We start from the raw sequence: 22,883 nt of genomic DNA, 5'->3' as shown, positions 1-22,883 counted from the left end.
AGTTAACGGATAATTGCGGTTTTGTCATAAGAAAATACTTTTTGCAGAGTCAGCATGATTCGGTCGAGTACAAATCCAAGCCCACCAATCACCAATACTGCCACCATGATCCTGCTCAGTGAGGTAGAACTGCCGTTTTGGAATTCATCCCAGACAAATTTTCCCAGCCCCGGATTTTGAGACAGCATTTCCGCGGCTATCAGTACCATCCAGCCAATCCCCAGCGAGATTCTCAGTCCGGTGAAAATCATTGGAATAGACGAAGGAATAACGATCTTGAGTACAGTCGTCAGATAATTAAGGCGCAACACTCGACCCACATTGATCAAATCTCGATCGATTGAAGATACCCCCACCGCCGTATTAATCAGTGTTGGCCATAATGAACAGAGCATCACCACGATGGCCGAGGTCACAAAAGACCGCGAGAACATCGGATCTTCAGTGACATACAAAGCACTGACCACCATGGTCACAATGGGTAGCCAGGCGAGTGGCGAAATGGGTTTCAGGATCTGTATCAGCGGGTTGATTGCAGAGTAGAGATTCTGACTCAAGCCACTGACAATTCCGATGGGAATGGCAATCAAACTGGCCAGTAAAAACCCGACAAATACCGTTTTCAGACTGGTCTGGACCTGATCGATAAAGGTGTCTCGGCCGGTAAATGGGCGAATACGTACTTCTGCATCTGGGTCAGCAGCCAGCCGCTCGGCATTACGCAGTTCCTGACGCTCATAGAATTGCCGTTCACGTTCACGCTCTGCCCGGTGTTCGTCCAGCAACACCATTGATTGCTCCCAGACCTGAGTGGGTCCTGGCACCTGACCAAGACTGGTGATCACCTTTGCTGCACCGATATGCCACAACATCAGGAAAATCAGCATTGCCAACAATGGCAGGCCAATCATTTGTACCAATAATTGTGCCTGTTTCAGTGGTGCCTCGCCTGCCAGCATTCTGACCACCGGTACGAACCATGTCATCCCGGTCAGTTCCAGGAAATAGATTAGTTTATCTTTCATAATCGCTCTTGAATCCCGAAGGTTTGAGAGTCCGGTCTGATACCGAGGTATCAGACCGGCCACACAGGGTTGCTAGTCAATCACCTCATCAGCTTTCAGACCGATCTCAAACTGCTCGAGATAGGCAGATGGCTGTGTAGCATCAAACACAATTCCATCAATAAAACCTGACTGCGGTGGTTTGTAGCCGGTCTCGACAGAAAAGTCCGGGAAATCCTCAGCACTTAACTTGCCTTCCTCAATCAGCGCTTGAGCCGCCAATTGATACACTTCGGGCAGATAAACCTGTCTTGCGATCTCGTCAAACCAGCTATCAGGCTTGGCTTCAGGAATTTGTCCCCAGCGACGCATCTGGGTCAAAAACCAGACAGCATCGCTGTAGTAGGGATAGGTGGCATGGTGACGGAAAAACACATTGAAGTCAGGGACTTCGCGGACATCACCTTTTTCATACTCGAAGGTACCGGTCATGCTGTTAGCGATCACGTCGAAGTCGGCACCGACATAGTGCGGCTGAGACAGAATTCGTACCGCCTCTTCCCGGTTGGCATTGTTATCGGCATCCAGCCAGTGTGCCGCCCGGATTAAAGCCTTGACCAAAGCCACATGAGTATTGGGATTTTGCTCAGCCCAACTTCTGCTGACCCCAAACACTTTCTCTGGATTGTTCTGCCAAATCTGATAATTGGTGACAACCGGAACACCAATACCCATGAACACCGCTTGTTGATTCCATGGCTCACCGACACAGTAGCCATGAATTGTGCCAGCTTGCATAGTCGCAGGCATTTGTGGCGGTGGCGTCACTGACAGCAGGGCTTCCGCTTCCAGGTGACCACTGCTATCACCTTTGTGCGGCGCATAATATCCGGGGTGTATGCCACCCGCAGCCAGCCAGTATCTCAGCTCGTAATTGTGGGTAGATAATGGAAACACCATGCCCATATTGAAAGACTGACCCGCATCGGCAAAGTTATCGATGACTGGTTTCAGCGCTTCTGCAGAAATCGGGTGTATTGGTCGACCTGCCTCATCATGCGGGATATGAGGTTTCATCTGTTGCCAAACATCATTGGAGACAGTCACCGCATTGCCATTGAGATCCATATTGAAGGCAGTCACCACATCGGCTTGAGTACCAATGCCAATCGTGGCACCTATCGGTTGTCCGGCCAGCATATGTGCACCATCCAAGGTGCCATCAATGACACCATCCAGCAGTACACGCCAATTGGCCTGTGCCTCAAGCGTCACATACAGGCCCTCATCTTCAAAAAAGCCTTTCTCGTAGGCAATCGCTAATGGCGCCATATCGGTCAACTTGATGAATCCAAGTCTTAAATCTTCTTTTTCCAAAGCGCCAGAAGCCGCTTCAACAATCGATGTGGGCATCATCATGGCTGAGGCAACTATAATCGTTGCTGCCAAAATACCCCGGGGTTTACGGTGACTAAACAGTGGTCTGTTCATGTTTAACTCCAGACAGATAACAGTTATGAGAAGGATGAATGAAGGTCAGGGACGTCGTTATCCGGTTGCCTGTTTTGAAAGAACCCGCCACTGGGTCTGATAGCAGCTGTACAGCAGAGACTGTGCCAGCCTTAAACAAGTATTTTTTACTCCTTATTTTTCATGCAGTTATCCCTTGGTAATTGTTTACATGGGGGATTTAATGCTTAAAAAACAATCATATGGTGCAGCATGCGCACCAATATTGTGCGTTAATTCAGCCGGGAAACATCCAGTAAATCGATGTATCCGGCATAGCCATACCTAAAGCGGAGCATGGATGATGTTCTGCTTAAGCATGGCGTGAAGCGCAGACCAGAGCCGGACAGCGCAGGTGATTCAAAAGCTCCTTAAACTTTCAGCGGACTGTCTATCAAATCAGTGGTTGATAGAATGTTTTTAGCCAAAGCGGCCATCCGCATGTTCTGGTTCATCGCTGCGGTTCGAATCAAGCGATAGGCTTCGTCTTCACAACAGTTTCTTTGTTGCATGATCATGCCCTTGGCACGCTCTATCACCTTGCGATCTTCCAAAGCAGTTTTCAGCTCGTTAAGCTGTTTTTCCAGCAGCTGATTTTTCCGAAAACGTGCCTGGGCCAGCTTCAATACCGGGAGTAGTCGTTGCGGCTGCAAACCGTCAACAATGTAGGCACTGACGCCTGCATCAATGGCTTCTTCCAATTCACTGTCATCATACTGGCTGGTGAATACCACCACAGGCATCGGCCTTTGTTGATGAATCATCTTAAGCAATTTCAACAAATCTTGATGACACTCTTCGACGGCCATTAACAATACAGTCGGCTCATCCGTGAGCGGAACCGCCAACAATGCCTGGAGTGTTTCGGCACAGTGTGTGACCTGATAGTCAGTACCGGCCAGTGCAGATTGCAGCTGTCGACTGAGCAATGGTTTGTCACAGAAAACAAGCGTATTGAAAGATGTCGCGGTTTTGCTATCAATAGAGTTCAGCATAATGGTTTCGTGTGTAGTCGATAATGAGTCCAAACAATCGCAGCAATGCCTCAATTGGCTGACTGGCGATCTCGAAATAGTGCTGGGAGTCGGTTTGAATCGCTCCGTCGATCAAAATTTTCTGTTCTATCGTGCTGAGTAATACCTGCATCAAAGACTGAATTTTTTGAGCTTCAGTCCTGAGTGTTTGATTGAGCTTGTCGTTGTTAATCATCGACAGTTCCCGTAATAACTCATCAGTGTGACTTTTTAATGTCCGTCGCAAAAAATCGAGCATCATTGCATCGGCACCTTCTGCCTTGCCACGGACACACAGTCCTGAGCCGATGGCTCGCGCCTGGCCAATGGTTTCTGCAGCGTGCAAGGTATCAAGACACAACTCTGATACACGGGTTTTGTTGTCCAGCATCAGCTTGTGGAAATCATGCGCACGTGCCACATCGTCAAATAAGGACAACTGGCTTTCAATCATCAGATTATGCTGACGAATCAGGTGGAAAGGTTTGAGATCCTTATCCAGCACATGTTGTTTTAACCTTGGCCAGTGATCACTGAATGACTGCCACTGAGGGAAGTTTTTTAACGCCTCGACACTGCCGTCAGCCAGTGCTCGGTCCAGACCCGACTGTATCGACATCAATTGCGATCTGAGTCGGTCATTACCTTGCACATAGGCATTGGCAGTACCCCGATGCTTTTGGCTGCTGTCCATGACCTGCCGAATAAAAATCAGCAAATCCAGCCCCCGCTGCATTTTTTCAATCGCTTGTGATCTCAGCACAGACATACGTGCCATCACAGCAGCGAACAGTACAATCAGTACCATTACCGACAGATAAGAAGACATGTTTCTATCCCTGTAATCGGCAGCCATTGTTACCAAGCGAACAAGACTCCCGCCATCAACCCTAATGGTGACAAAATGACCATGAAGCAGAGCTTGCAAAGCTCTTTGACCAAATAAATCAAATCAACAATGTAAGTCATGGCAACGCCTCCTTGACGTGGTATGCAAAATAGGTTTTGCATAAGCCGTGCCAACCGATAACCTCTTTTATTTCATAAGCTTATAAAGGAAGTAAATCTAAGCCATGCTTCATTGTGGACATTGGGTTGATGATGACGATCAAACTTGGTGCATCTCGACATGCTGACATCTGTGCCCGGAGCGGTGGCCAGACGTCAGCATGCCGAATGCGCCAACCCTTTAGAAACTTACCTGACCATAAATCCAGAGCTTCTTGGTATCCACCAAGGATGGAAACTCACTATCGGCCCGGTAATCAGCATATTTGACACCCAGGGTGTAATGCTGATTAAAGGTCTTTTGCAGCATCAGGTTCAACTCGTGACCGGCATCAAGACTGTCCTTATCGGTCTTGTAGTCATGCCACGAGGCAACAAACTGAGCGCCCATGATCGGACCTGCAAGCGTCAGATAACGGTCTTTCAGACCCTGTGGCGGCGTAGTGAGAAATTGATCTGCCCAACCCTGATAAGCATGATTAGTACCGAGGGGTGTCTTAAAGCTGTCCGTGCCATTGCCCTGCTGCACCTCATAGGATGCTTTCAGAGTCCAGCCCATATATCGTCCACCCAGTTCTGCCAGCCAATAGTTCTGCCGTGACATAGTGCCGCTTCGGTAGTCATCCTGACTCGCATATTCAGCGGTATAGACCAGACTGAACTGCTCGTTCAGAGGCTGTGAACCGGCAAAACGTCCACCCAGCGTTTTAGAAGAGGTTTCCTTGGCATCACGATAATCCAGCAGATAGGCATAGCCTTCCAACTGACCAAACGACAGGCCGTTGTATTGCACATTGAACAAATGCGCATGCAGATCGATTTTGCCGTTCTTGATGATGCCAAAGTCCCTATCACGCCCAAAAATGGTATGCACTTTGTCGATGTAGGCATAACTGAGACGGGTATCCGCCAATGAGGTATTTTGAATACTCAAGGCATCAAAGGTTTGGTGATTCTGTCTCCACAGCACATTACCGATAAATCGATGCATGGGCGCCTGACGATAGGTAATATCCTGTCTTCCCAGCCGGAACGTAGTATCAAAGTTTTGATAGGCAAAGTAAGCCTGATTGACTTCAGTACCGGTCGGGTCGGCAACAACTGAATAATCAGTATTGTTGTTTGTGGTGCTGTTGTAGCGATTGGCTCCCAATCGAGTCACATTTTCAAATTCCACAAAGCCACTGAAGCCATGAAACTGTCCTGTGCGATAACCCAATGCGGTTCTCAGCGTATTGGCATGAGCATTTTTTAGATCATTATCCTGCCTGACTGACTCATAACGCGCCCTTGAAACGAAGCTGACTTTGCCCCCTTTGAGTGCCTCAATGAAACTATCACCAGCCATCGCGGTTGTTGACATGCCCAGACCTGAAAATGTTGCTGCCAGACAGGTCAGAACCAGTGGTTTTTTACTTTTTAACATGAGCGTTTCCTCTAAAAGCCACGCACACCCAAAGGCATACGCAGCTTAATTACCAAAAGATAACGCTGCTTCTTTGCAGAGTATTAGGATGACATTCCGTTGAACCAGCCCGTCAGGCTGGATGGAATGAAAGATTGCTATTGCAGACGACGCAACATCTGCTGTAACTCGGGAATGCAGGAACCGCAGTTGGTTCCAGCTTTAAGTGCATCCCCTATCTGATCGACACTGGTCAGACGGCGTTCACAAATACCTTGTTCGATGGTTTTTTCACCCACACCAAAACAGGCACAAATCATTTTTCCCTGATCAGGCAGTCCGGAAGCCGGTCTTCCGGATAGCAGACTCATGCGTTCCGCTTGATTCAGAGTTTCTCGGCTAAACAGCTCAGATAGCCACTGACGCTGCGGCAATTGGAAATCCCTGGCAATGAATGCCACGGCCTGCAAACTGTCACCTGAAAACTTGGCAGCACGATAACGGCCGGCTTTTTGATCAGAAAAATCCAGCCAGTCACCTTCAGGTCCCAGTAACACTCTTACCCATTCACTCGCTTCTGGCAGCGCCGATTCGCCCGCCAGCTCATATCGCCAGAATTGTTCACCGCGTACTTTGACCCAGTAGGCGGTATCGCCCAGATCCAGTGGTTGTCGAGACAACACAAAACCATGCCACTCAGCATTGAAAGCTCTAATACTGACCGGTGTTTGCTTGAGTTCGGGTTGACCGGAAAGCGGATCCGTGACCGCATTGACCAGAGTCGCTACCCTTGCCAGTGCTGCAAACTGACTGTTCCAGTGAATCGGCACAAACACACTGCCCGGACGCTGGGAATTACTATGGTTTACCCTGCCAATCAAACGTCCCCATCGACTGGTCAACTCCGCCAGTGCCCCATCCTTGAGTTGCCAGGTAGCGGCATCCATCGGGTGAATTTCCACCACAGGTTCAGGCATGTGTGCTGCCAGTCTCGGTGCGCGACTGGTTCTAGTCATGGTGTGCCACTGATCACGAATTCGGCCGGTATTGAGTACCAAGGGATATTCGATATCACAGTGATTCGCCGGCAGGCGTGGATCAACTGCAATCATTTTGGCCTTGCCGTTGGCCGTATTGAACTGATGCTCCGTAAACAAACGCGCGGTGCCTTTAGGCGCAGCCTCATTCACTGGCCATTGCACCGGTTTCAGCTGTTCAAACTGACTATCGGACATCGTCGCCAGAGCACTGATGTCAAAGTCTCGTAAGTTATTATTTTCAAAGCCTGACAAGGCGGCATGCTCTCTGAAAACATCAGCCGCCGAATTGAAGTCAAAAGCCTCGGCAAAGCCCATGCGTTTGGCAACTTCAGCAATCATCCACCAATCGGCTCGTGCTTCACCGGGTGCCGGTAAAAAAGCCCGTTGTCGACTAATTCGACGTTCCGAGTTGGTGACCGTGCCGCTTTTTTCACCCCAGGCCAACGCAGGCAGCAGAACATGTGCATGTCGCGTGGTATCGGTTTGCTGTTCAATATCCGACACAATCAACAATTCACATTGTTCCAGTGCTTTTTTAACCGCATCAGCCTCTGGCAAGCTGACCACCGGATTGGTCGCCAGTACCCAGACAGCCTTGATTTTTCCGCTGCCCAAATCCTTGAACATATCGACCGCTTTGCGACCTGGGGTGGTGGTTAGTCGGTCGGTTTTCCAGAAACGGCTGACCAGATCCCGATGGCTAGGGTTATCAATGTCCATGTGCGCCGCCAGCATATTGCTCAAACCACCCACCTCGCGGCCGCCCATGGCATTGGGCTGTCCGGTGATTGAAAATGGCCCCATGCCCGGTTTACCGATGCGACCGGTGGCTAAATGGCAATTGAGAATGGCATTACATTTATCAGTACCGGAAGAGGACTGATTGATGCCTTGTGAATAAAAACTGATGCTGCGTTCGGTCTGAGCAAATAATCGGAAGAACTCGGCAACATCGCTCTCTGGCAGTTCACACGCCGCGGCGACGGCCGGAATGCTGGCTGATGAGGTTTTTGCTGCCTGTAATGCATCGGCAAAACCATCCACATGCTGCTCGATAAAACGCCAATCCAGCTTGTCGTGTTGCTTCAAATAGTTGAGTAAGCCGTTAAACAAATAGGCATCACTGCCTGGTTTCACCGGTAGATGGAGGTCAGCCAGATCACAGGTGGCGGTTCGTCGTGGATCGATCACCACGACTTTCATATCGGGGCGTAGTTCTTTCGCCTTACTGATACGCTGGAATAACACCGGATGACACCAGGCAGCGTTGGAACCGGCAATGACCAGCAAATCGGCTATTTCCAGATCTTCGTAGCTACAGGGTACGGTGTCACTGCCCAAGGCACGTTTATAGGCTGCCACCGCAGACGACATACACAAACGTGAGTTGGTATCGATGTTGCCACTGCCAATAAAGCCTTTCATCAGCTTGTTGGCAACATAGTAATCTTCTGTCAGTAGTTGCCCTGACAAATAAAAGGCCACAGAATCCGGGCCGTGCTCTTGGATAATCGTCTGCAAACGTTCGCTGACGGTATCCAATGCCTCATCCCAGCTGACCTGTTTGCCATCAACCACCGGATGTAACAACCGCCCGTCAAGGCCCACCGTTTCACCCAGCGCACTGCCCTTGGAACAAAGCCTTCCAAGATTGGCGGGATGTAAAGGATCGCCCTGAATTTCCACTGTGCCATCTTCAAGCGTCGAAGCAAGTACGCCGCAGCCAACGCCGCAATATGGACAAGTGGTTCGAGTGGTGGTTGCTAAAGTCACGATAATTTCCCGGATCTGATTGCTCGCATCGTCACTGTGGTTGGCGCAGTTTGTTGACGGTCAGTCACAGAGCGATGCTGCGAAATGGTCGCGCTATCGAAGTGATTGCCGTCAATATCAGGACTGATAAACCAGGACTTCATAGCGCAATAAATACCGTTCCGTTATCTACTTTGGTTGCAAAGCTGCGGGTGCAGCCCTTGTCTGGACCGGTGGCTTCGCCACTGTCCAGTGCAATCACCCAGTTGTGTAACGGGCAGGCGACCTTCTTATCGTAAACGATGCCCTGTGACAGTGGTCCCTTTTTGTGTGGACACTGATCAAATAATGCAAATACCTCATCTGTTGAAGTTCGAAATACGGCAACATCACCATCGCTGGTTTCGATAACGCGCGCGCCTTTCTGCGGGATGGCCGACAATGGCCCCACTTCTGTCCAATTCATGCTGACCTCTTAACCGACTTGCTTGATAGGAATGTAATTTTCACGCTGAGTGGCAGCATGTTGCGCCCAGGGATCTTCCTGCGCATTTTTTTGTGACTCGTAAAAGCGCTCGGCCAGCAGTTTGCGATTGTCCGGATCGTCGACCAGCTGTGACACGACCGATTTCAGACCGACCCGTTCAATCCATGGCGCAGTGCGTTCCAGATAATGTGCGTCTTCCCGATACAATTGCATAAAGGCTGCGGTGTATTCCATTACCTCTTCTTCGGTGGACACTTTGCATAAGAAATCGGTGGCTCTGACCTTGATACCGCCGTTGCCGCCGACATGCAGTTCGTAGCCTGAATCAACGCACACCACACCCAGATCTTTAATGGTGGCCTCGGCGCAGTTACGCGGGCATCCCGATACCGCAATCTTGAATTTATGCGGTGTCCATGAACCCCAGGTCATTTTTTCGATATTGATGCCCAGCCCGGTTGAGTCCTGGGTACCAAACCGGCACCATTCACTCCCGACACAGGTTTTTACAGTACGCAGGGATTTGCCATAGGCATGGCCTGACACAAAGCCTGCCTCGCTGAGATCCGCCCACATATTGGGCAGGTCTTCTTTTTTGACGCCCAGCAAATCGATCCGCTGGCCACCGGTAACCTTGACGGTGGGTACGTTGTATTTGTCTGAAATGTCGGCCAGTGCTCTTAATTCCCGAGCATTGGTCACTCCGCCCCACATACGTGGCACTACTGAATAGGTGCCATCTTTCTGGATATTGGCATGCACCCGCTCGTTGATAAAACGTGATTGTGCATCGTCAACATATTCGTTGGGCCAGGTGCTGAGCAGATAATAATTCAGTGCAGGTCTACAACTATGGCAGCCATCACTCGTCTTCCAGTCCAATGCTTGCATAACTTCTGGAATGCTCTTCAACTGTTGCTCACGAATAGCAGCTTTGACTTCACCATGACTCATGTCTGTACAACCACACATGGCTTTCTTGGTGGGGGTATCGTTAAAGTCACTGCCCAGTGTTGAGGCCAACAGTTGTTCGACCAGTCCAGTACATGATCCACATGAGGCGGCCGCTTTGGTGTGAGCCTTGACTTCATCAAGCGTGAACAGGCTTTCTGTGGTGATAGCCTTGACGATATCGCCTTTGCAAACACCATTACAGCCACAAATTTCGGCATCATCAGGCAGGCCATCTACCGCATTGGCAGCACCATGCCCGGAATCGCCCAGATGATGCTGTCCAAACAGCATGAACTCTCGCAAACTGGAGACATCTGTGCCATCACGCATCAGCTGAAAGTACCAGGCACCATCGACGGTATCGCCATACAGCACCGCGCCGACCAGCTGATCATTTTTGATCACCAGTTTCTTGTAAACATGTCTGGCAGCATCTTTGAAAACCAGATCTTCGGTTGATTCGTCACCGATAAAGTCACCAGCTGAGAACAAATCAATGCCTGTCACCTTGAGTTTGGTGGAGGTAATGCTGCTCATGTATCTGGCGATACCCATGTGCACAAGGTGATTGGCACAGACTTTAGCCTGTTCAAACAATGGTGCGACCAGACCAAAGGTCAGACCACGATGTTGTACACACTCACCTACCGCATAAATTTTTGGATCATAGGTTTGCATGGTGTCATCAACAACAATGCCACGCTCACAGTAGATTCCTGCAGATTTGGCCAGCTCGGCATTAGGTCGAATGCCCACTGCCATCACCACCAGATCGGTGTCGATGCTGCTGCCATCTTTGAAAAGTAAGCGTTCAACCCGGCCATCACCTTCGATAGCAGCCGATTCATGCTGCATCAAAAACTTCAGTCCTTTGGCCTGTAGCTGTTCCAGCATCATGTCGGAAGCAGGTTTATCCAACTGCTGATTCATCAACACATCGGTCAAGTGCACGACCGTCACGTCCATTCCCTGAATCATCAGTCCATTAGCCGCTTCAAGCCCTAACAGGCCACCGCCAATCACTACCGCTTTTTTATGTGTCTGAGCTGTTTCCAGCATGAAATCAACATCGGCGATATCGCGAAAACTGATCACACCCGGCAAATCGCTTCCCGGAATAGGCAGTATGAATGGACGTGAACCTGTTGCCATCAGCAGGCGGTCGTAATCAGCGACAGTTCCATCTTCACTGATGACCTGACAGTTCACACGATCAATTTTTGTGATTCTTTTTCCGGCATGCAGTGTGATGTTATTGTCCTGATACCACTGCAAATCGTTAATCATGATCTGGTTGATGGTTTTTTCACCCGCCAGCACTGGCGACAGCATGATCCGGTTGTAGTTACCGTACGGTTCATCGCCAAATACGGTGATCTCGTATTTGTCCGGTGACAGTTTCAGCACTTCTTCCAGCGTGCGAACACCTGCCATGCCGTTACCAATCAGCACCAATTTCTCTTTCATCTACTGCTCCAAAGTTTGTTCGCATTGGAGTTAGCAATGATAATGCCAAAATTTAAGCTGTTGATTTTACTATGAAAGAAATAATAGAGGTATTTAAAATGCGCATTAATGGTGCAAACAAGTATTTTGCATGCACCATTAAAAAACATCGACCATCACAGGTGCAAAAACTTTTCCGCAGTCTATGAACTTAGATGGAAATAACCCGATCACGGCCTTCGTTTTTTGCCTGATACAACGCCTTGTCACAACGCCGTAATAACATGCTCATTGACTCACCAGGCTGCAATTGCGCGACACCGGCACTGATAGTAATTTGCAGAGATTGCTGGCTGGAGTGAAAGGCATGATGTTTGACTTGTTCACGTAGCTGATTGGCAATTTCTGTAGCACGCTCGATATCACAGTTCTCCAGTAACACCAGAAATTCCTCGCCGCCCCATCGACACAGCACATCCTCCCGGCGGATATGTCGCTGGGTCAAGTTGGCAAAACCGACCAGCACTTCATCGCCCAGGTGATGACCGAAGTCATCATTAATCTTCTTGAAGTGGTCAATATCCAGCAGGATCAGTGATAAGGGTTGTTCTCGACGTTGAGCGTCTTTAGCGGCACGTTCATAGACCTCTTCAAATACCTGCCTGCTGATAACACCCGTTAATTTGTCACGCGTTGCCATATCTTCAAGACGACGCTGATGTCCACGCAGCGTAAAGTGAGCGATGAGCAAGACCACAACACAAATCACCAGCGATAACAGCAGGTTAAAGATCAAAGCAGATTCAACTTTCTGTGAATCAGGATAGCCCACCTGTTCAACCACCAGATACCAGTCAAACTCCGGAACCAGTCGGCTGTTGAGATAGATGGTTCGACCATCTTCTGCCTGAAACTCAACGCTGGCGCTGGGACTAGTCAGGATTCGGGTAAAGAGCTTTTGCAAACCCTCACGATTTTGCAGGTGCAGTTGCTCGTCAAAACTCTCGCCATGCAAGGTGACCTCACCTTGACGGTCAACAAAATAAATCTGGCGTCCATAACGACGCTGATAGCTCTCGATCAACTGGCCCACCGCTTCCATCGACAGTCCAACACCGGTGACACCAATCAAACGCCCTCTTTCATCCTTGACCTGATAATTGACAAAAATACTCAATCGACTGCGGTCCGCAGTGTCCAGATCGATGTTGATCTCATAATCATCACGCAAAGCCCGCGAGCGGAAATACCATCTATCCGCAGCATCACCCTCATCCAGTTGCTTGAGTATGCCACTGGGATGGTAGTAATTCATTGTTTTATCGGAGACAAAAAACGCGGTGATCGTATTGTACTTGCGTTGAATCTGCTCCAGATAATTAGAGATACGCTCCGCATCTTGCTCACCTTGCTCGACCCATTCGCGCAAAAAGGTATCATTGGCCATCAGCGAAGAAATCAGTAGCGGCGTTAGCAAGTCACGCTGGATTTCAGAGTAAATATTGTCACTGGTCAGTGGCAGCATTTCCTCTCTTAATTGACTTGAGATCGAGTCTTTAGCAACGTAATAACCAATCAGGCTGGTGATGACAAAACCACTGAGCACCAAAAGACTAATTACGATCAGAAAAAATCTTTTTCGGCGCTGGATGGGCATTGATAAATCAACTCAGTATTAGCTAAATGGAGAAGTCTATTGTCATTTTCACGGTTTGACCATGATCTGGAATAAGTTTTTGGCTTGAGCTTGCCCTAAAACAACAAAAGCCGGCAATGCCGGCTTTTGAGTTACTCAGATTGGTGAAAAAAGACTTATTCACTCATATTCCAGATATGCGAACCGATATCCCATTCGAGATCATCGTTTTCAACAAATACCACCTGCAAGACACCAGTATATGTCACAGTTTCACCCGATTCATTGACAACATCTGCATGCCAATGACCGATGGCTGACATCATTTCATAGGCAAAATTAACCGCTGTAATTTCAATTCGGTGATTGAATAACCCGGCATCAAAAAAGCCTTGAAACAAGCCGGCAATCGCTTCGCGTCCCTGCAGAATCTCACCATTGCCGGGCGACAAAGTGGCATCTTCCAGGTAGAGCGCCGCAAGCCCCTGACTATCGCCCTGGTTGAACAGCTGATTCCACTTATCAAATTCCATTTCGGCGACCATCTCAGGTGTTGGATGATGATGGTGATGATCGTGCATATCGTGGTCATGCATGGAGTGATCATGGCCCTCATGATGATGGTGGCCGTGGTCATCGGCTACAAGCCCGGCGTTAACACCCAACATCAAACTGCTGGCCAAAACTAATTGTTTCCACATAATTAACTCCTTATCAGAAAAAACTGGATATCGTTAAGACACTCTTATTCAAAAACCGTTTGTTGCGAATGCAGACTTTTTAATGACTGAATCAGTTCCTCTGCCTCTGTAGAAGAGAGACTGTCCATCAGCGCATTAACACGTTGATAGTAAGCGGGCATCACCTGATCCAGTTTGGCCTGGCCAGCTGCAGTCAGTTGAATGGCCAGCCGCCGCCGATCATGTTTGTCGGCCACCCGGCTGACCAGTCCTTCCCGTTCCAGGCCATCCAGCAAACCGGTCATCGTTGCGCGACTGACCCCGGCTTTGCTGGCGAGAATTGAAGGTGTTGTAGTCAAATCCGCTTCACGCATTAGCAGGATCAATACCCACCAACGCCCCTGCAACAAGCCGTAACCCGCCAGAAAATTGTCCAACATCAACGATAAGTCGCTGCCGATACGCAACACAGTCAGAAACTGGAGCACCTTGTGAATATCGGCATCCGGGTAGCGCTCAGCAAACTTGCTGAGTACTTCGGCATTGGGAAGATCTTTCAGCTGCAACATAGTAAGCCCCATTATAGTTAGCTAGCTAATTGTGTCAATCATTGTTTTACCGGCAGCTAGAACCGGTGTGGTTAAAACAAGTGATAATAAGGAACGGTATGGGAGACAGGGAATATCAGAAAAGCCAGCACAGCAAGCTTATCCGCTGGTTGAAATTGCAGCTGAAGCCTGCAGTGCCTGCAATGCTTGTGGTGTATCGACATCTGTCAGCACACCTGGATGCTGACAGTCAAAAAACTGTATTGCCGCATGATGCTGTTTTAGCAAATGCCGACCACCGGAGTCGCCTTGCAGTATTGATAACGCCGAATAAAACTGGCTGGAAAACCCGACCGGGTGTCCCTGTCGTTGCATATAGCGGGCCGCTGCCAAGACAGCACCCTGCTTGAGCAGATCCGCAACACCGGCAATCGCCTCAGTTGGCAACAGCGGCATATCCGCAAGACCAATCAACCAGCCTTCTGCCTCAGCCGTAGCGCTGACAGCATCTGCAAGACTGTGGCCCATGCCGGCCTCAGCCTGGGCACTGGGCAGCCAGTCGAGCCGATGATAATCGTCATTAAGCGCAGTCTGTAAAGCCTTTTGTAATGGTTGATAGATCATCGGCACTACCACTAAGACCCGCTCAAACTGTTGCAGCCAAGGCTGCAGACTATGAGCCAACAACGGTGCCGTGACACCAGCGTAGCAAAAGTCTGCCAGTAATTTGTTTTCGCCAAACCTGCGTGACTGCCCGGCGGCAAGCAAAACGGGCTGAATCTGTGTCACTGACAGACCATCGTGTTTTTTTGTATCGCCTGGGTTTGAGCCAGTTGACTGCGCACCTGTACCAGATGAGCCACAATGGCCACGGCAATTTCCGGTGGCGTTTTACTGCCAATGGCCAGACCGACCGGTCCATGTAAACGGGCAATTTCTGCGGCTGACAGATCAAACATTGCCAACCGCTCACGGCGACTGGCATTGTTTTTCTTGCTGCCAACCGCGCCCACATAAAACGCCGGTGATTTGAGCGCCTCCAGCAGCGCCATATCATCAATTTTAGGATCATGGGTCAGCGCAATAATGGCTGTACGACCATCCACCTGCAGCTCCAGCACCGCGTCATCGGGCATGCTGTCGAGCAACTGACAATCTGCCACCGACCATGTCTGCAGCATATCCGGTCGTGGATCACAGACCAGTACCTGATAATCCAGTGCCTGCGCCATTTGCGCCAGATATTCCGATGTCTGGCCGGTGCCGATAATCAACAAGCGCCAGCGCGGCCCGTGTATCGCCGTCATCTGTTGGTCGTTTAAGCTGAACTCATCACTGAGTCTGGCATCCTGCAATCTGACCTGACCAGTTTGCATATCCAGACAGCGCGCCAATAACCGATGCTGACGCACTGAGGTCAGCACGTCGCCGGGCCAGCTGGCAGCCGCAGGCACTGGCTCAATAATCAGCTGCATGACGCCGCCACATGGCAGACCAAAACGCTGCGCTTCATCGCGACTGACACCATAGCTGAGCATCTGCGGTTGATGTTGATTCAACTCACCGGCGCGAGCCTTGTCGATCAAGTCATCTTCAATACAACCACCAGACACCGACCCGACGCTTAATCCATCACCGCGCAACGCCAGCATGGCTCCGGCAGGACGTGGACTTGAGCCAAACGTCTGACCCACCGTCACCAGCCATACGGGCTGTGTTTGCCGTTGCCAGTCCTGCAAGGCCTGAAGCACTTGCAAGTCCATACTGTCCATTACGCCGGCTCCAGCTGATCCGCAATGGGCAATGCCCGGATGCGTTGTCCAGTAGCGGCAAAGATCGCATTGCACAGGGCCGGGGCAATCGGTGGCAGACCAGGTTCGCCGACACCGCCCAGCGGTACGTCATAGTCATCCGCCGGCACAATATGCACATGAATCTCAGCAGGCGCATCTGCCATCCGGCTTAACTGGTAACCATCAAAGTTGTTTTGCTCTACAGCGCCATCCTTGAAGGTAATCTCACCCAGCATGGCCAGGCTGATGCCCATGATCACAGCACCTTCAAGCTGCGATTTAATACGTTCCGGGTTAATCGCCGGGCCACAATCAATGGCGATATCGACTCTTGGAATCGACAACTCACCATCTTCATCAACTTCGACTTCAACCACAGCAGCGGTGTAACTGACAAAGCTGTAATGCGCGGCAATGCCCTGACCGCGACCAGCCGGCAGGCTTTTACCCCAACTGGCTTTGTCGGCGACTGTTTCAACCACGCGCCGCAGTCGGCCGGTATCAATGGGATATTCTTCCGGCGACTCACCGTAATTCCAGCTATCCAGCAGTTTAGCGGGGTTCAGTTGGCGTGGCGGCCCGATGACTTCGAGCAGGTAATCCTTGGCATCACGATCCAGTTTTGCGGCCATCTCACTGACAAAAGACTGAATGGCAAACGCATGTGGCACGTTGGAAACCGATCTGAACCAGCCGATACGTGTAAGTGCCTTGGCCTCGGGGTTTTCGATACGCACGTTGTCTATGGCAAACGGCACATTCACAACACCCATGCCGAGTTCAATCGGCATCTTGACCAATGCAGAGTCATCAAAGGTCGACAGAATGGTCGGTGCAACGGTTCGATGCAGCCAGGCAACCGGCTTGCCATCCCCATCAACACCCGCCTCAATACGTTCGACGGAAACCGTATGGAAATAGGAATGATGCAGATCATCTTCCCGAGTCCAGGTAACTTTGACCGCTTGTCCGTCCATGCTCCTGGACAGCCAGGCGGCTTCTACCATGTAGTCTGGCTTGGATTTGCGTCCAAAACCACCGCCCAACAGAGTCACATTGACAGTGACCTTGTCAGCATCAAGCTCCAGCCATCTCGCGACCAGATCACGCCCGGCTTGAGGGTCCTGAACCGGCGCCCACAATTCACAATGACCATCAACAATGCGCGCAGTGGCAACCGGAGGCTCCATGGGGGCCTGAGACAGATGTGGCAGGTAATATTCGGCTGAAAACGTTTGTGCTGCATTTTCCAGAGCACGATAGACATCGCCTTCATCACGCACGACTGCACCGCCTTTGACACGGGCAGCTTGCTCCATTTCGGCGCGAAACTGTGGCGAGTTGTAGCTGGCGTGCTCACCATGATCCCAAGTAATTTTTAGTGCTTTACGGCCCTGCAAGGCGGCCCAGGTATTGGTGGCGATAACCGCAACGCCGCCCAACGGGTTGAAATACGCTGGCGGAGGGCTGCCCGGAATTGTCACCACTTTCAATACACCGGGTATTTTCAATGCTTCGGTTGCATCGTAATCAACGACTTTACCGCCCAATACCGGTGGTCTCGCCACCACCGCATGCAACATGTCCGGCAAGGTGACATCAATGCCATAAATCGCCTTGCCACTGACCATGTCCAAACCATCAACAAGATGCGTTTTGCCTTTTCCGATATAGCGAAACTGCTCAGCTGTTTTCAGCTGCAGCTGATCTCGCTCTGGCACTTCCAGTTTTGAGGCCGCCTCAGCCAGTTCACCAAAACCGAGTGAACGACCGCTTTGCGGATGCAATACCTCATGCACGCCGGTTTTGACTTCAGCAACCGCCACACCCCAATGGGCTGCGGCAGCAGCTTCGAGCATCATTCTCGCGGCCGCACCGACATTACGCATCGGCATGAAGAAATGCCGCATACTGCGTGAACCATCGGTATTCTGATTGCCATACTTGGGTTCATCACCCGGCGCCTGAACAATTTCAACCTGCGCCCAATCAGCACCCAGTTCATCCGCCACCACCATCGGCAGGCTGGTTCGAACGCCCTGGCCCATTTCTGCACGGTGGCAGACAATTTTTACTGTGCCATCGGCCATGATCGCCACAAATACCAGTGGGTCATCAGTCCAACCATGTGGCATGGCATCTCGGCCGAATTTTTCGGGCTCGTCACCGGCCAGCAATACGCCTGGCACTCCAACTGCCAGCACCAGGCCACTCAGCGCAAAGCCTTGTAGAAGCCGCCGACGGCTAATATTGCTGATCGCAACTTCCGGGGTCATCTGTTTGGGTGTTTTGGCATTCATGATTGCACCGCCTTGGCTGCCAGCTTGATGGCATCACGAATTCGATTGTAGGTTCCACAACGACAAATGTTGCCGCTCATTGCTGCATTGATTGCAGCATCATCAGGATTAGGATTCGACTTTAACAGTGCGGTCGCCGCCATCACCTGACCGGACTGACAATAGCCGCATTGAGGGACATCCAGCTGATTCCATGCCTGTTGAACTTGTTGGCCCACAGCATCTTCACCGATGGCTTCAATGGTGGTGACTGATTTGCCAGCAACCGCGCTGATTGGCGTCACACATGAACGTGTTGGCTGACCATCGACATGCACAGTGCACGCTCCGCACATCGCCATGCCACAACCGAATTTAGTGCCAGTCATTGCAAGCTCATCACGCAAGGCCCAGAGCAGCGGCGTATCCTCCGCAAATTGCAGCTCGCGCTGCTCACCATTGATTGTCAGTACAGGCATCAGGCTTTCCTTTGATTTTGATCAAAAAACAGGGCGCACAAGCGCCCCGGTTATATCTCGATATTTAAACGCTGTTGTCAGGTTTAAATTGCGACAGCGCAATTGAATGAACGTTCATTCATTTTCACGCATACTCAGTGATAAATCAAATTCAAAAAAGTTTTCCATTGCGTTTGGACTCATCACTGCTGCCATAAACGCCATTGGAATGTTGACCCCTTCCGGCGGCAATGCGCGAACAGAAAAGTGAAACTGCGGTGCATCCGCTGCGATGAAATCAGTGCTGGCCTCTATTAATGTTTGTTTGGCTGAAGCCGGCAAGAAAGGCAAATCCCATAACCAGGTAGCCACTTGCTCAGCTGACGCATACTGAAAATGCTGCTCAGTGACGCCAGAGAGGCTTGCGGCGGTGGAACGATAGGCTGGCCACCAGCCTTTGTCGACGTACACAGCTGAAAAGGTCTTTAACCCGGTACTCAGCCAACGCATGCTCAGATTACTCTGCTCTTCGGTTGTTCGAAGATCTGCCAGCATTTGCTCCAGATCGGGGATCTGAGTGAACTCAGTGCTGACATCAAACTCATAAAGCACTTTCTGGATATCATCAGGATGGTGCACACGGCTTGTGGATCTGAGTTGCAACTGGGCGAGTTCAGGATTATATCGATAGTAAATGGATTGATGCTGCGCAAGCTGCCCGTCTTTCATGCCAAGGGACTGTAACGTCTGCCAGATGACTTCAGGTTGAATCTCATCAGCCATTTGAGGAGTGACGGTCATGATGACCTGTTCCACATCCACCCGCATAGCCAGAATAAAGTCCTGTGCCTGATTGAATTCGATATCGGTCAGCCGAACCACACCAACATGATGTGGCGGCTGATCATTCATCTCAATCACCAGATCGCGTGCCGTCACTTCTCGGCTATATGGCTGGACAGTTAATTTGCCGACACTGATGTTGATGCCTCTGTCTTCAAATAACTCAATCAACTCTGTGACCATCAACTGGGCATGCTGATTAGCACGATTCTGTACAGTGGCATGAACCAGACCTGCCACCAAAATCAAGGCAAGCAAAGGATACACAAGTACTTTTTTAGACATCATTCGGACATACCCAGATCAGTGTGAAGGGAGATATCGTTAAAATCAGACGTTAGGTGCTTCAATTCGTTCGTTTGAAAAACAGATGCGGCACCAGCCAGACAAACAAAGCCATCAGGAATAATTCTACAAGCGATTGAAACACGATGGTGACCACCGTCATTTCATAACCGGCCGGTAATGCCAAAGCCAGTGGCAACACCACAAATGAATTACGACTGCTGAAACTAAAGGCCAGCACCCGCCATTGCAACACAGGCAATCGCCCCAGATAACCCAGCATCGCCGCCAGCAGCAATGCCAGTAGAGCAAACAATACAAACACCGGCAGCAATTGCAGCAACAACGCGCCAGAATCTAAAATCAGACTGACCTGAGAGGCGCTGATGATAAACATCACTATCGCCAACAAAGGCACCTGCCAAACAGCCAGCCTGTCCATTAACGATGGTGAGGATGAGTACCTGTCAACCACTGTTCGGGTGAAATAAGCCAGACACAACGGCAGCACAATCAAGCCAGCAAAAGCCAGAAGCATTTGCTTTTGCACAACAGCCGCAGCAAATGTCTCGGGAACAAACAACCATAGATAAACCGGCAATAAACAGATTTGCAGTATCAAACTGATCGGCGCAAACGCCAGCGCATAGCGGCTATCACCTTTGCCCAGATGACTAAACGTAATAAACCAGTCGGTGCATGGCACCAGCAAAACCAGCAACACACCCAATTGAACAGCCGGCTCAGCGGGCACCAGCTTCAGCAATGCAAAAACCAGCGCTGGCACAATGACAAAATTACCGCAAACCGCCAACATCAAAAATCGACGATCCAGCATGGCGGATCGCAAACTTTGCAAGGGAATCTGTGTAAAAGTGCTGTACAGCAACAACGCCAGCAGAGGCCATGTCAGTTGTGCCAGACCATCTGCAAATGACGGTAATAGCAACCCAAAGCCAATTCCGTTAATGATGGCAAACAGGTACCAGACTAGCTGATATCGCTCAAGCGGTCTGACTTCGAGATGGGTCAAATTCGTTCCCTGATTTTTGATCTATGAAAAGCCTGCTATCAGTTCAGGCTTTTCGTTACTCTAACTCTGAGTCCAGAGCTCATCCAAATTGCCAAAAGGCCAGTCCGCGAGATCTGCCAGACTGTTAATTCGGTCTTCATCGCAGACCGTGCCAAGATCAAGCTTCTGTAGTTCACCGTTTCTTTTGCAAACAGGATAAAACACTCCAACGCTGGGTGTCAGCAGTGATTGCTCACCGATATCTACTTGCTCTGCCGAGTCTACCCTCGTACGAGTCTCACGCTCAGATCAGAAGAGGACCTCATCGAAATCTATTTCAAGGTCTTTTTGCTGAAGCAGCACGTTGGACAGCCATACGGTTAGCTTTCGGCCAAGATAATTCACAACCAAGGCTTTTTCGAAGCAATCTTCAGCATTGCATTTTTTGACTTCAAATCCGTGAGGACAGCCATTCTTCAAAACTGGGGCTGGGCTCTGAGTGAAGGCCCGATGAGGCAAATGCGCTTTCACTGTCAATGATTTTGCCGTTGTGCACGAAAATGTTCTGATCAGAAAAATGCTTTACCCAGTGGTTGTAACATGTTGTTGCAGAAATAGTGTCCATGAATCATTTCCTTGTATGGGTGAGTAAGCTTGCCGTTAGATTGTGTGCAATTATGTTTTTTGAGGCGTTAGTTTCATGTGAAAATTTGCCACGGTTTTCAGTATTTGAGAGCTAGTCCACATTTTTACTGCCTCTGATGCCAGAACGTGCAGAGTATTGATCTGCTGCCGTTCGCATCAAAGCTGTAATCGTTACTTGAACGTCAGGTTAATTTGCATTGGCATAGATTCCTGAACCAACAAAAGGCACTATTTCCAGAAGCTTTCAAGCATTTCCACTCTCGGGCGCTTCTCAATGCAGCCACTGGCTGGTGTGATTCATCTTCAACGAGCCATCGCTGTTGCATGTGAATCCGCAGACTTCAATAGGGATCTACCTGCAACACTGGGCATGAGCGCTCAGACTCAAAATACTTTCCAAATTGAGTGTTTGTCTCGATGATTAAAATCAGCTGTCTCACATAGCGGCAACTGAAAAGCCAGAAAATAAAACTGTCGCGGATAAGAGGCTTAAACACTCTCTGTTTAAGGCAAGGGCCGAAAGATAAAGCAACTGATTTCTGCTCTTTGCAATTAGATTGCACGCTACAGAGTTTTGAGGGTAGGATAGAATTTTAATCGGGAGCAATTATGTGGTTTAGTTCGAAAATAGATCGTGAGGCATTAGCCGAACAACTGGTTGCTACCCATCAATCACCCGCAGCGATTGTTGCTAATAACAACAGCGTGATTGCAGCTAACGAGGCATTCAGCCAACTAGCCCGTAATTTCGAAAAAGCTGACCACAACAGTGCGTTTGTAGCTCTAAACGAAAGATACGACAGTGTCAGCGGAACCATCCCTTTGCCTGATAATTCATTGCTTCGCCAGCACATTGTGCCACTCACGATCAAAGGTCTTGAATCATATGCACTCTATACATTTCTACCAGAGGCAGAAAAATCTATAGATGAGCATGCATGGCAACAACTAATGAATCAAAGCAAAGATTCTTACGTTGTATTTGATGAGAACGATAACTTGCTGGCAGCAAATCTGGACTCGGTCAATTTGGATAAGGTGTATCTGGATCAAGAGAGTCCGCAACTACCMTGAAATCTTAAAAAG

The 22,883-nt window shown here is 49.7% G+C and carries 18 protein-coding genes; 1 reads left to right on the top strand and 17 read right to left on the bottom strand.

The window, feature by feature from the left end; translation table 11 throughout:
* Nucleotides 1-2: 2 nt before the first annotated feature.
* From MPL1_RS10290 to MPL1_RS10210, 17 genes are all read right to left on the bottom strand, one after another.
* Complete coding sequence (locus MPL1_RS10290) at nt 3-1,025, bottom strand: ABC transporter permease (RefSeq protein ID WP_009727076.1); 1,023 nt, start codon at nt 1,023-1,025, stop codon at nt 3-5.
* Nucleotides 1,026-1,097: 72 nt separating this feature from the next.
* Complete coding sequence (locus tag MPL1_RS10285; RefSeq protein ID WP_009727075.1) at nt 1,098-2,495, bottom strand: CmpA/NrtA family ABC transporter substrate-binding protein; 1,398 nt, start codon at nt 2,493-2,495, stop codon at nt 1,098-1,100.
* 389 nt (nt 2,496-2,884) lie between these two features.
* Nucleotides 2,885-3,508: an ANTAR domain-containing response regulator gene (locus MPL1_RS10280; RefSeq protein ID WP_009727074.1), complete on the bottom strand. Its 624-nt coding sequence runs from the start codon at nt 3,506-3,508 to the stop codon at nt 2,885-2,887.
* Nucleotides 3,492-4,355: a nitrate- and nitrite sensing domain-containing protein gene (locus MPL1_RS10275; RefSeq protein WP_009727073.1), complete on the bottom strand. Its 864-nt coding sequence runs from the start codon at nt 4,353-4,355 to the stop codon at nt 3,492-3,494. The genes MPL1_RS10280 and MPL1_RS10275 overlap by 17 nt, the downstream gene beginning before the upstream one ends.
* A 360-nt stretch (nt 4,356-4,715) precedes the next feature.
* A complete protein-coding gene (locus tag MPL1_RS10270; protein WP_009727072.1) occupies nt 4,716-5,960 on the bottom strand; it encodes a hypothetical protein in 1,245 nt (414 codons plus the stop codon).
* A gap of 137 nt (nt 5,961-6,097) precedes the next feature.
* Nucleotides 6,098-8,752 (bottom strand): nitrate reductase, encoded by a 2,655-nt coding sequence (locus MPL1_RS10265; RefSeq protein ID WP_009727071.1) that lies wholly within the window; start codon nt 8,750-8,752, stop codon nt 6,098-6,100.
* A gap of 139 nt (nt 8,753-8,891) precedes the next feature.
* Nucleotides 8,892-9,197, bottom strand: a complete 306-nt coding sequence (nirD, locus tag MPL1_RS10260) for a nitrite reductase small subunit NirD (RefSeq protein WP_009727070.1) — start codon at nt 9,195-9,197, stop codon at nt 8,892-8,894.
* Nucleotides 9,198-9,206: 9 nt separating this feature from the next.
* Nucleotides 9,207-11,639 (bottom strand): nitrite reductase large subunit NirB, encoded by a 2,433-nt coding sequence (gene nirB / locus MPL1_RS10255; RefSeq protein ID WP_009727069.1) that lies wholly within the window; start codon nt 11,637-11,639, stop codon nt 9,207-9,209.
* A 190-nt stretch (nt 11,640-11,829) separates the two neighbouring features.
* The gene (locus MPL1_RS10250) at nt 11,830-13,275 is read right to left on the bottom strand and encodes a sensor domain-containing diguanylate cyclase (protein ID WP_009727068.1); all 1,446 of its coding nucleotides are present in this window, start codon (nt 13,273-13,275) and stop codon (nt 11,830-11,832) included.
* Nucleotides 13,276-13,430: 155 nt separating this feature from the next.
* Nucleotides 13,431-13,955 carry a YybH family protein gene (locus tag MPL1_RS10245; protein ID WP_009727067.1) on the bottom strand — a complete coding sequence of 175 codons (525 nt, stop codon included), beginning with the start codon at nt 13,953-13,955 and terminating at the stop codon, nt 13,431-13,433.
* A gap of 44 nt (nt 13,956-13,999) precedes the next feature.
* Nucleotides 14,000-14,503, bottom strand: coding sequence for a MarR family winged helix-turn-helix transcriptional regulator (locus MPL1_RS10240; RefSeq protein WP_009727066.1), 504 nt, complete (start codon nt 14,501-14,503; stop codon nt 14,000-14,002).
* A gap of 138 nt (nt 14,504-14,641) precedes the next feature.
* Nucleotides 14,642-15,271, bottom strand: coding sequence for a nucleotidyltransferase family protein (locus MPL1_RS10235; RefSeq protein WP_009727065.1), 630 nt, complete (start codon nt 15,269-15,271; stop codon nt 14,642-14,644).
* Nucleotides 15,268-16,254: an XdhC family protein gene (locus MPL1_RS10230; RefSeq protein WP_009727064.1), complete on the bottom strand. Its 987-nt coding sequence runs from the start codon at nt 16,252-16,254 to the stop codon at nt 15,268-15,270. Before MPL1_RS10230 ends, MPL1_RS10235 begins: the two co-directional genes overlap by 4 nt.
* Nucleotides 16,254-18,575, bottom strand: coding sequence for a xanthine dehydrogenase family protein molybdopterin-binding subunit (locus MPL1_RS10225; protein ID WP_009727063.1), 2,322 nt, complete (start codon nt 18,573-18,575; stop codon nt 16,254-16,256). Before MPL1_RS10225 ends, MPL1_RS10230 begins: the two co-directional genes overlap by 1 nt.
* Nucleotides 18,572-19,033, bottom strand: a complete 462-nt coding sequence (locus tag MPL1_RS10220; protein ID WP_009727062.1) for a (2Fe-2S)-binding protein — start codon at nt 19,031-19,033, stop codon at nt 18,572-18,574. The genes MPL1_RS10225 and MPL1_RS10220 overlap by 4 nt, the downstream gene beginning before the upstream one ends.
* A gap of 114 nt (nt 19,034-19,147) precedes the next feature.
* Nucleotides 19,148-20,143 (bottom strand): hypothetical protein, encoded by a 996-nt coding sequence (locus MPL1_RS10215; RefSeq protein ID WP_009727061.1) that lies wholly within the window; start codon nt 20,141-20,143, stop codon nt 19,148-19,150.
* 58 nt (nt 20,144-20,201) lie between these two features.
* A complete protein-coding gene (locus tag MPL1_RS10210; RefSeq protein WP_009727060.1) occupies nt 20,202-21,173 on the bottom strand; it encodes an arsenic resistance protein in 972 nt (323 codons plus the stop codon).
* 1,233 nt (nt 21,174-22,406) lie between these two features.
* Between MPL1_RS10210 and MPL1_RS10205 the strand changes: the two genes are divergently transcribed.
* The gene (locus tag MPL1_RS10205; protein ID WP_009727058.1) at nt 22,407-22,871 is read left to right on the top strand and encodes a hypothetical protein; all 465 of its coding nucleotides are present in this window, start codon (nt 22,407-22,409) and stop codon (nt 22,869-22,871) included.
* Nucleotides 22,872-22,883 lie beyond the last annotated feature (12 nt).

Source organism: Methylophaga lonarensis MPL (assembly GCF_000349205.1).
Taxonomy (GTDB): Bacteria; Pseudomonadota; Gammaproteobacteria; order Nitrosococcales; family Methylophagaceae; genus Methylophaga; species Methylophaga lonarensis.
The sequence above is the reverse complement of the archived record's forward strand: the minus strand, read 5'-3'. Positions and strand labels throughout refer to the sequence as shown.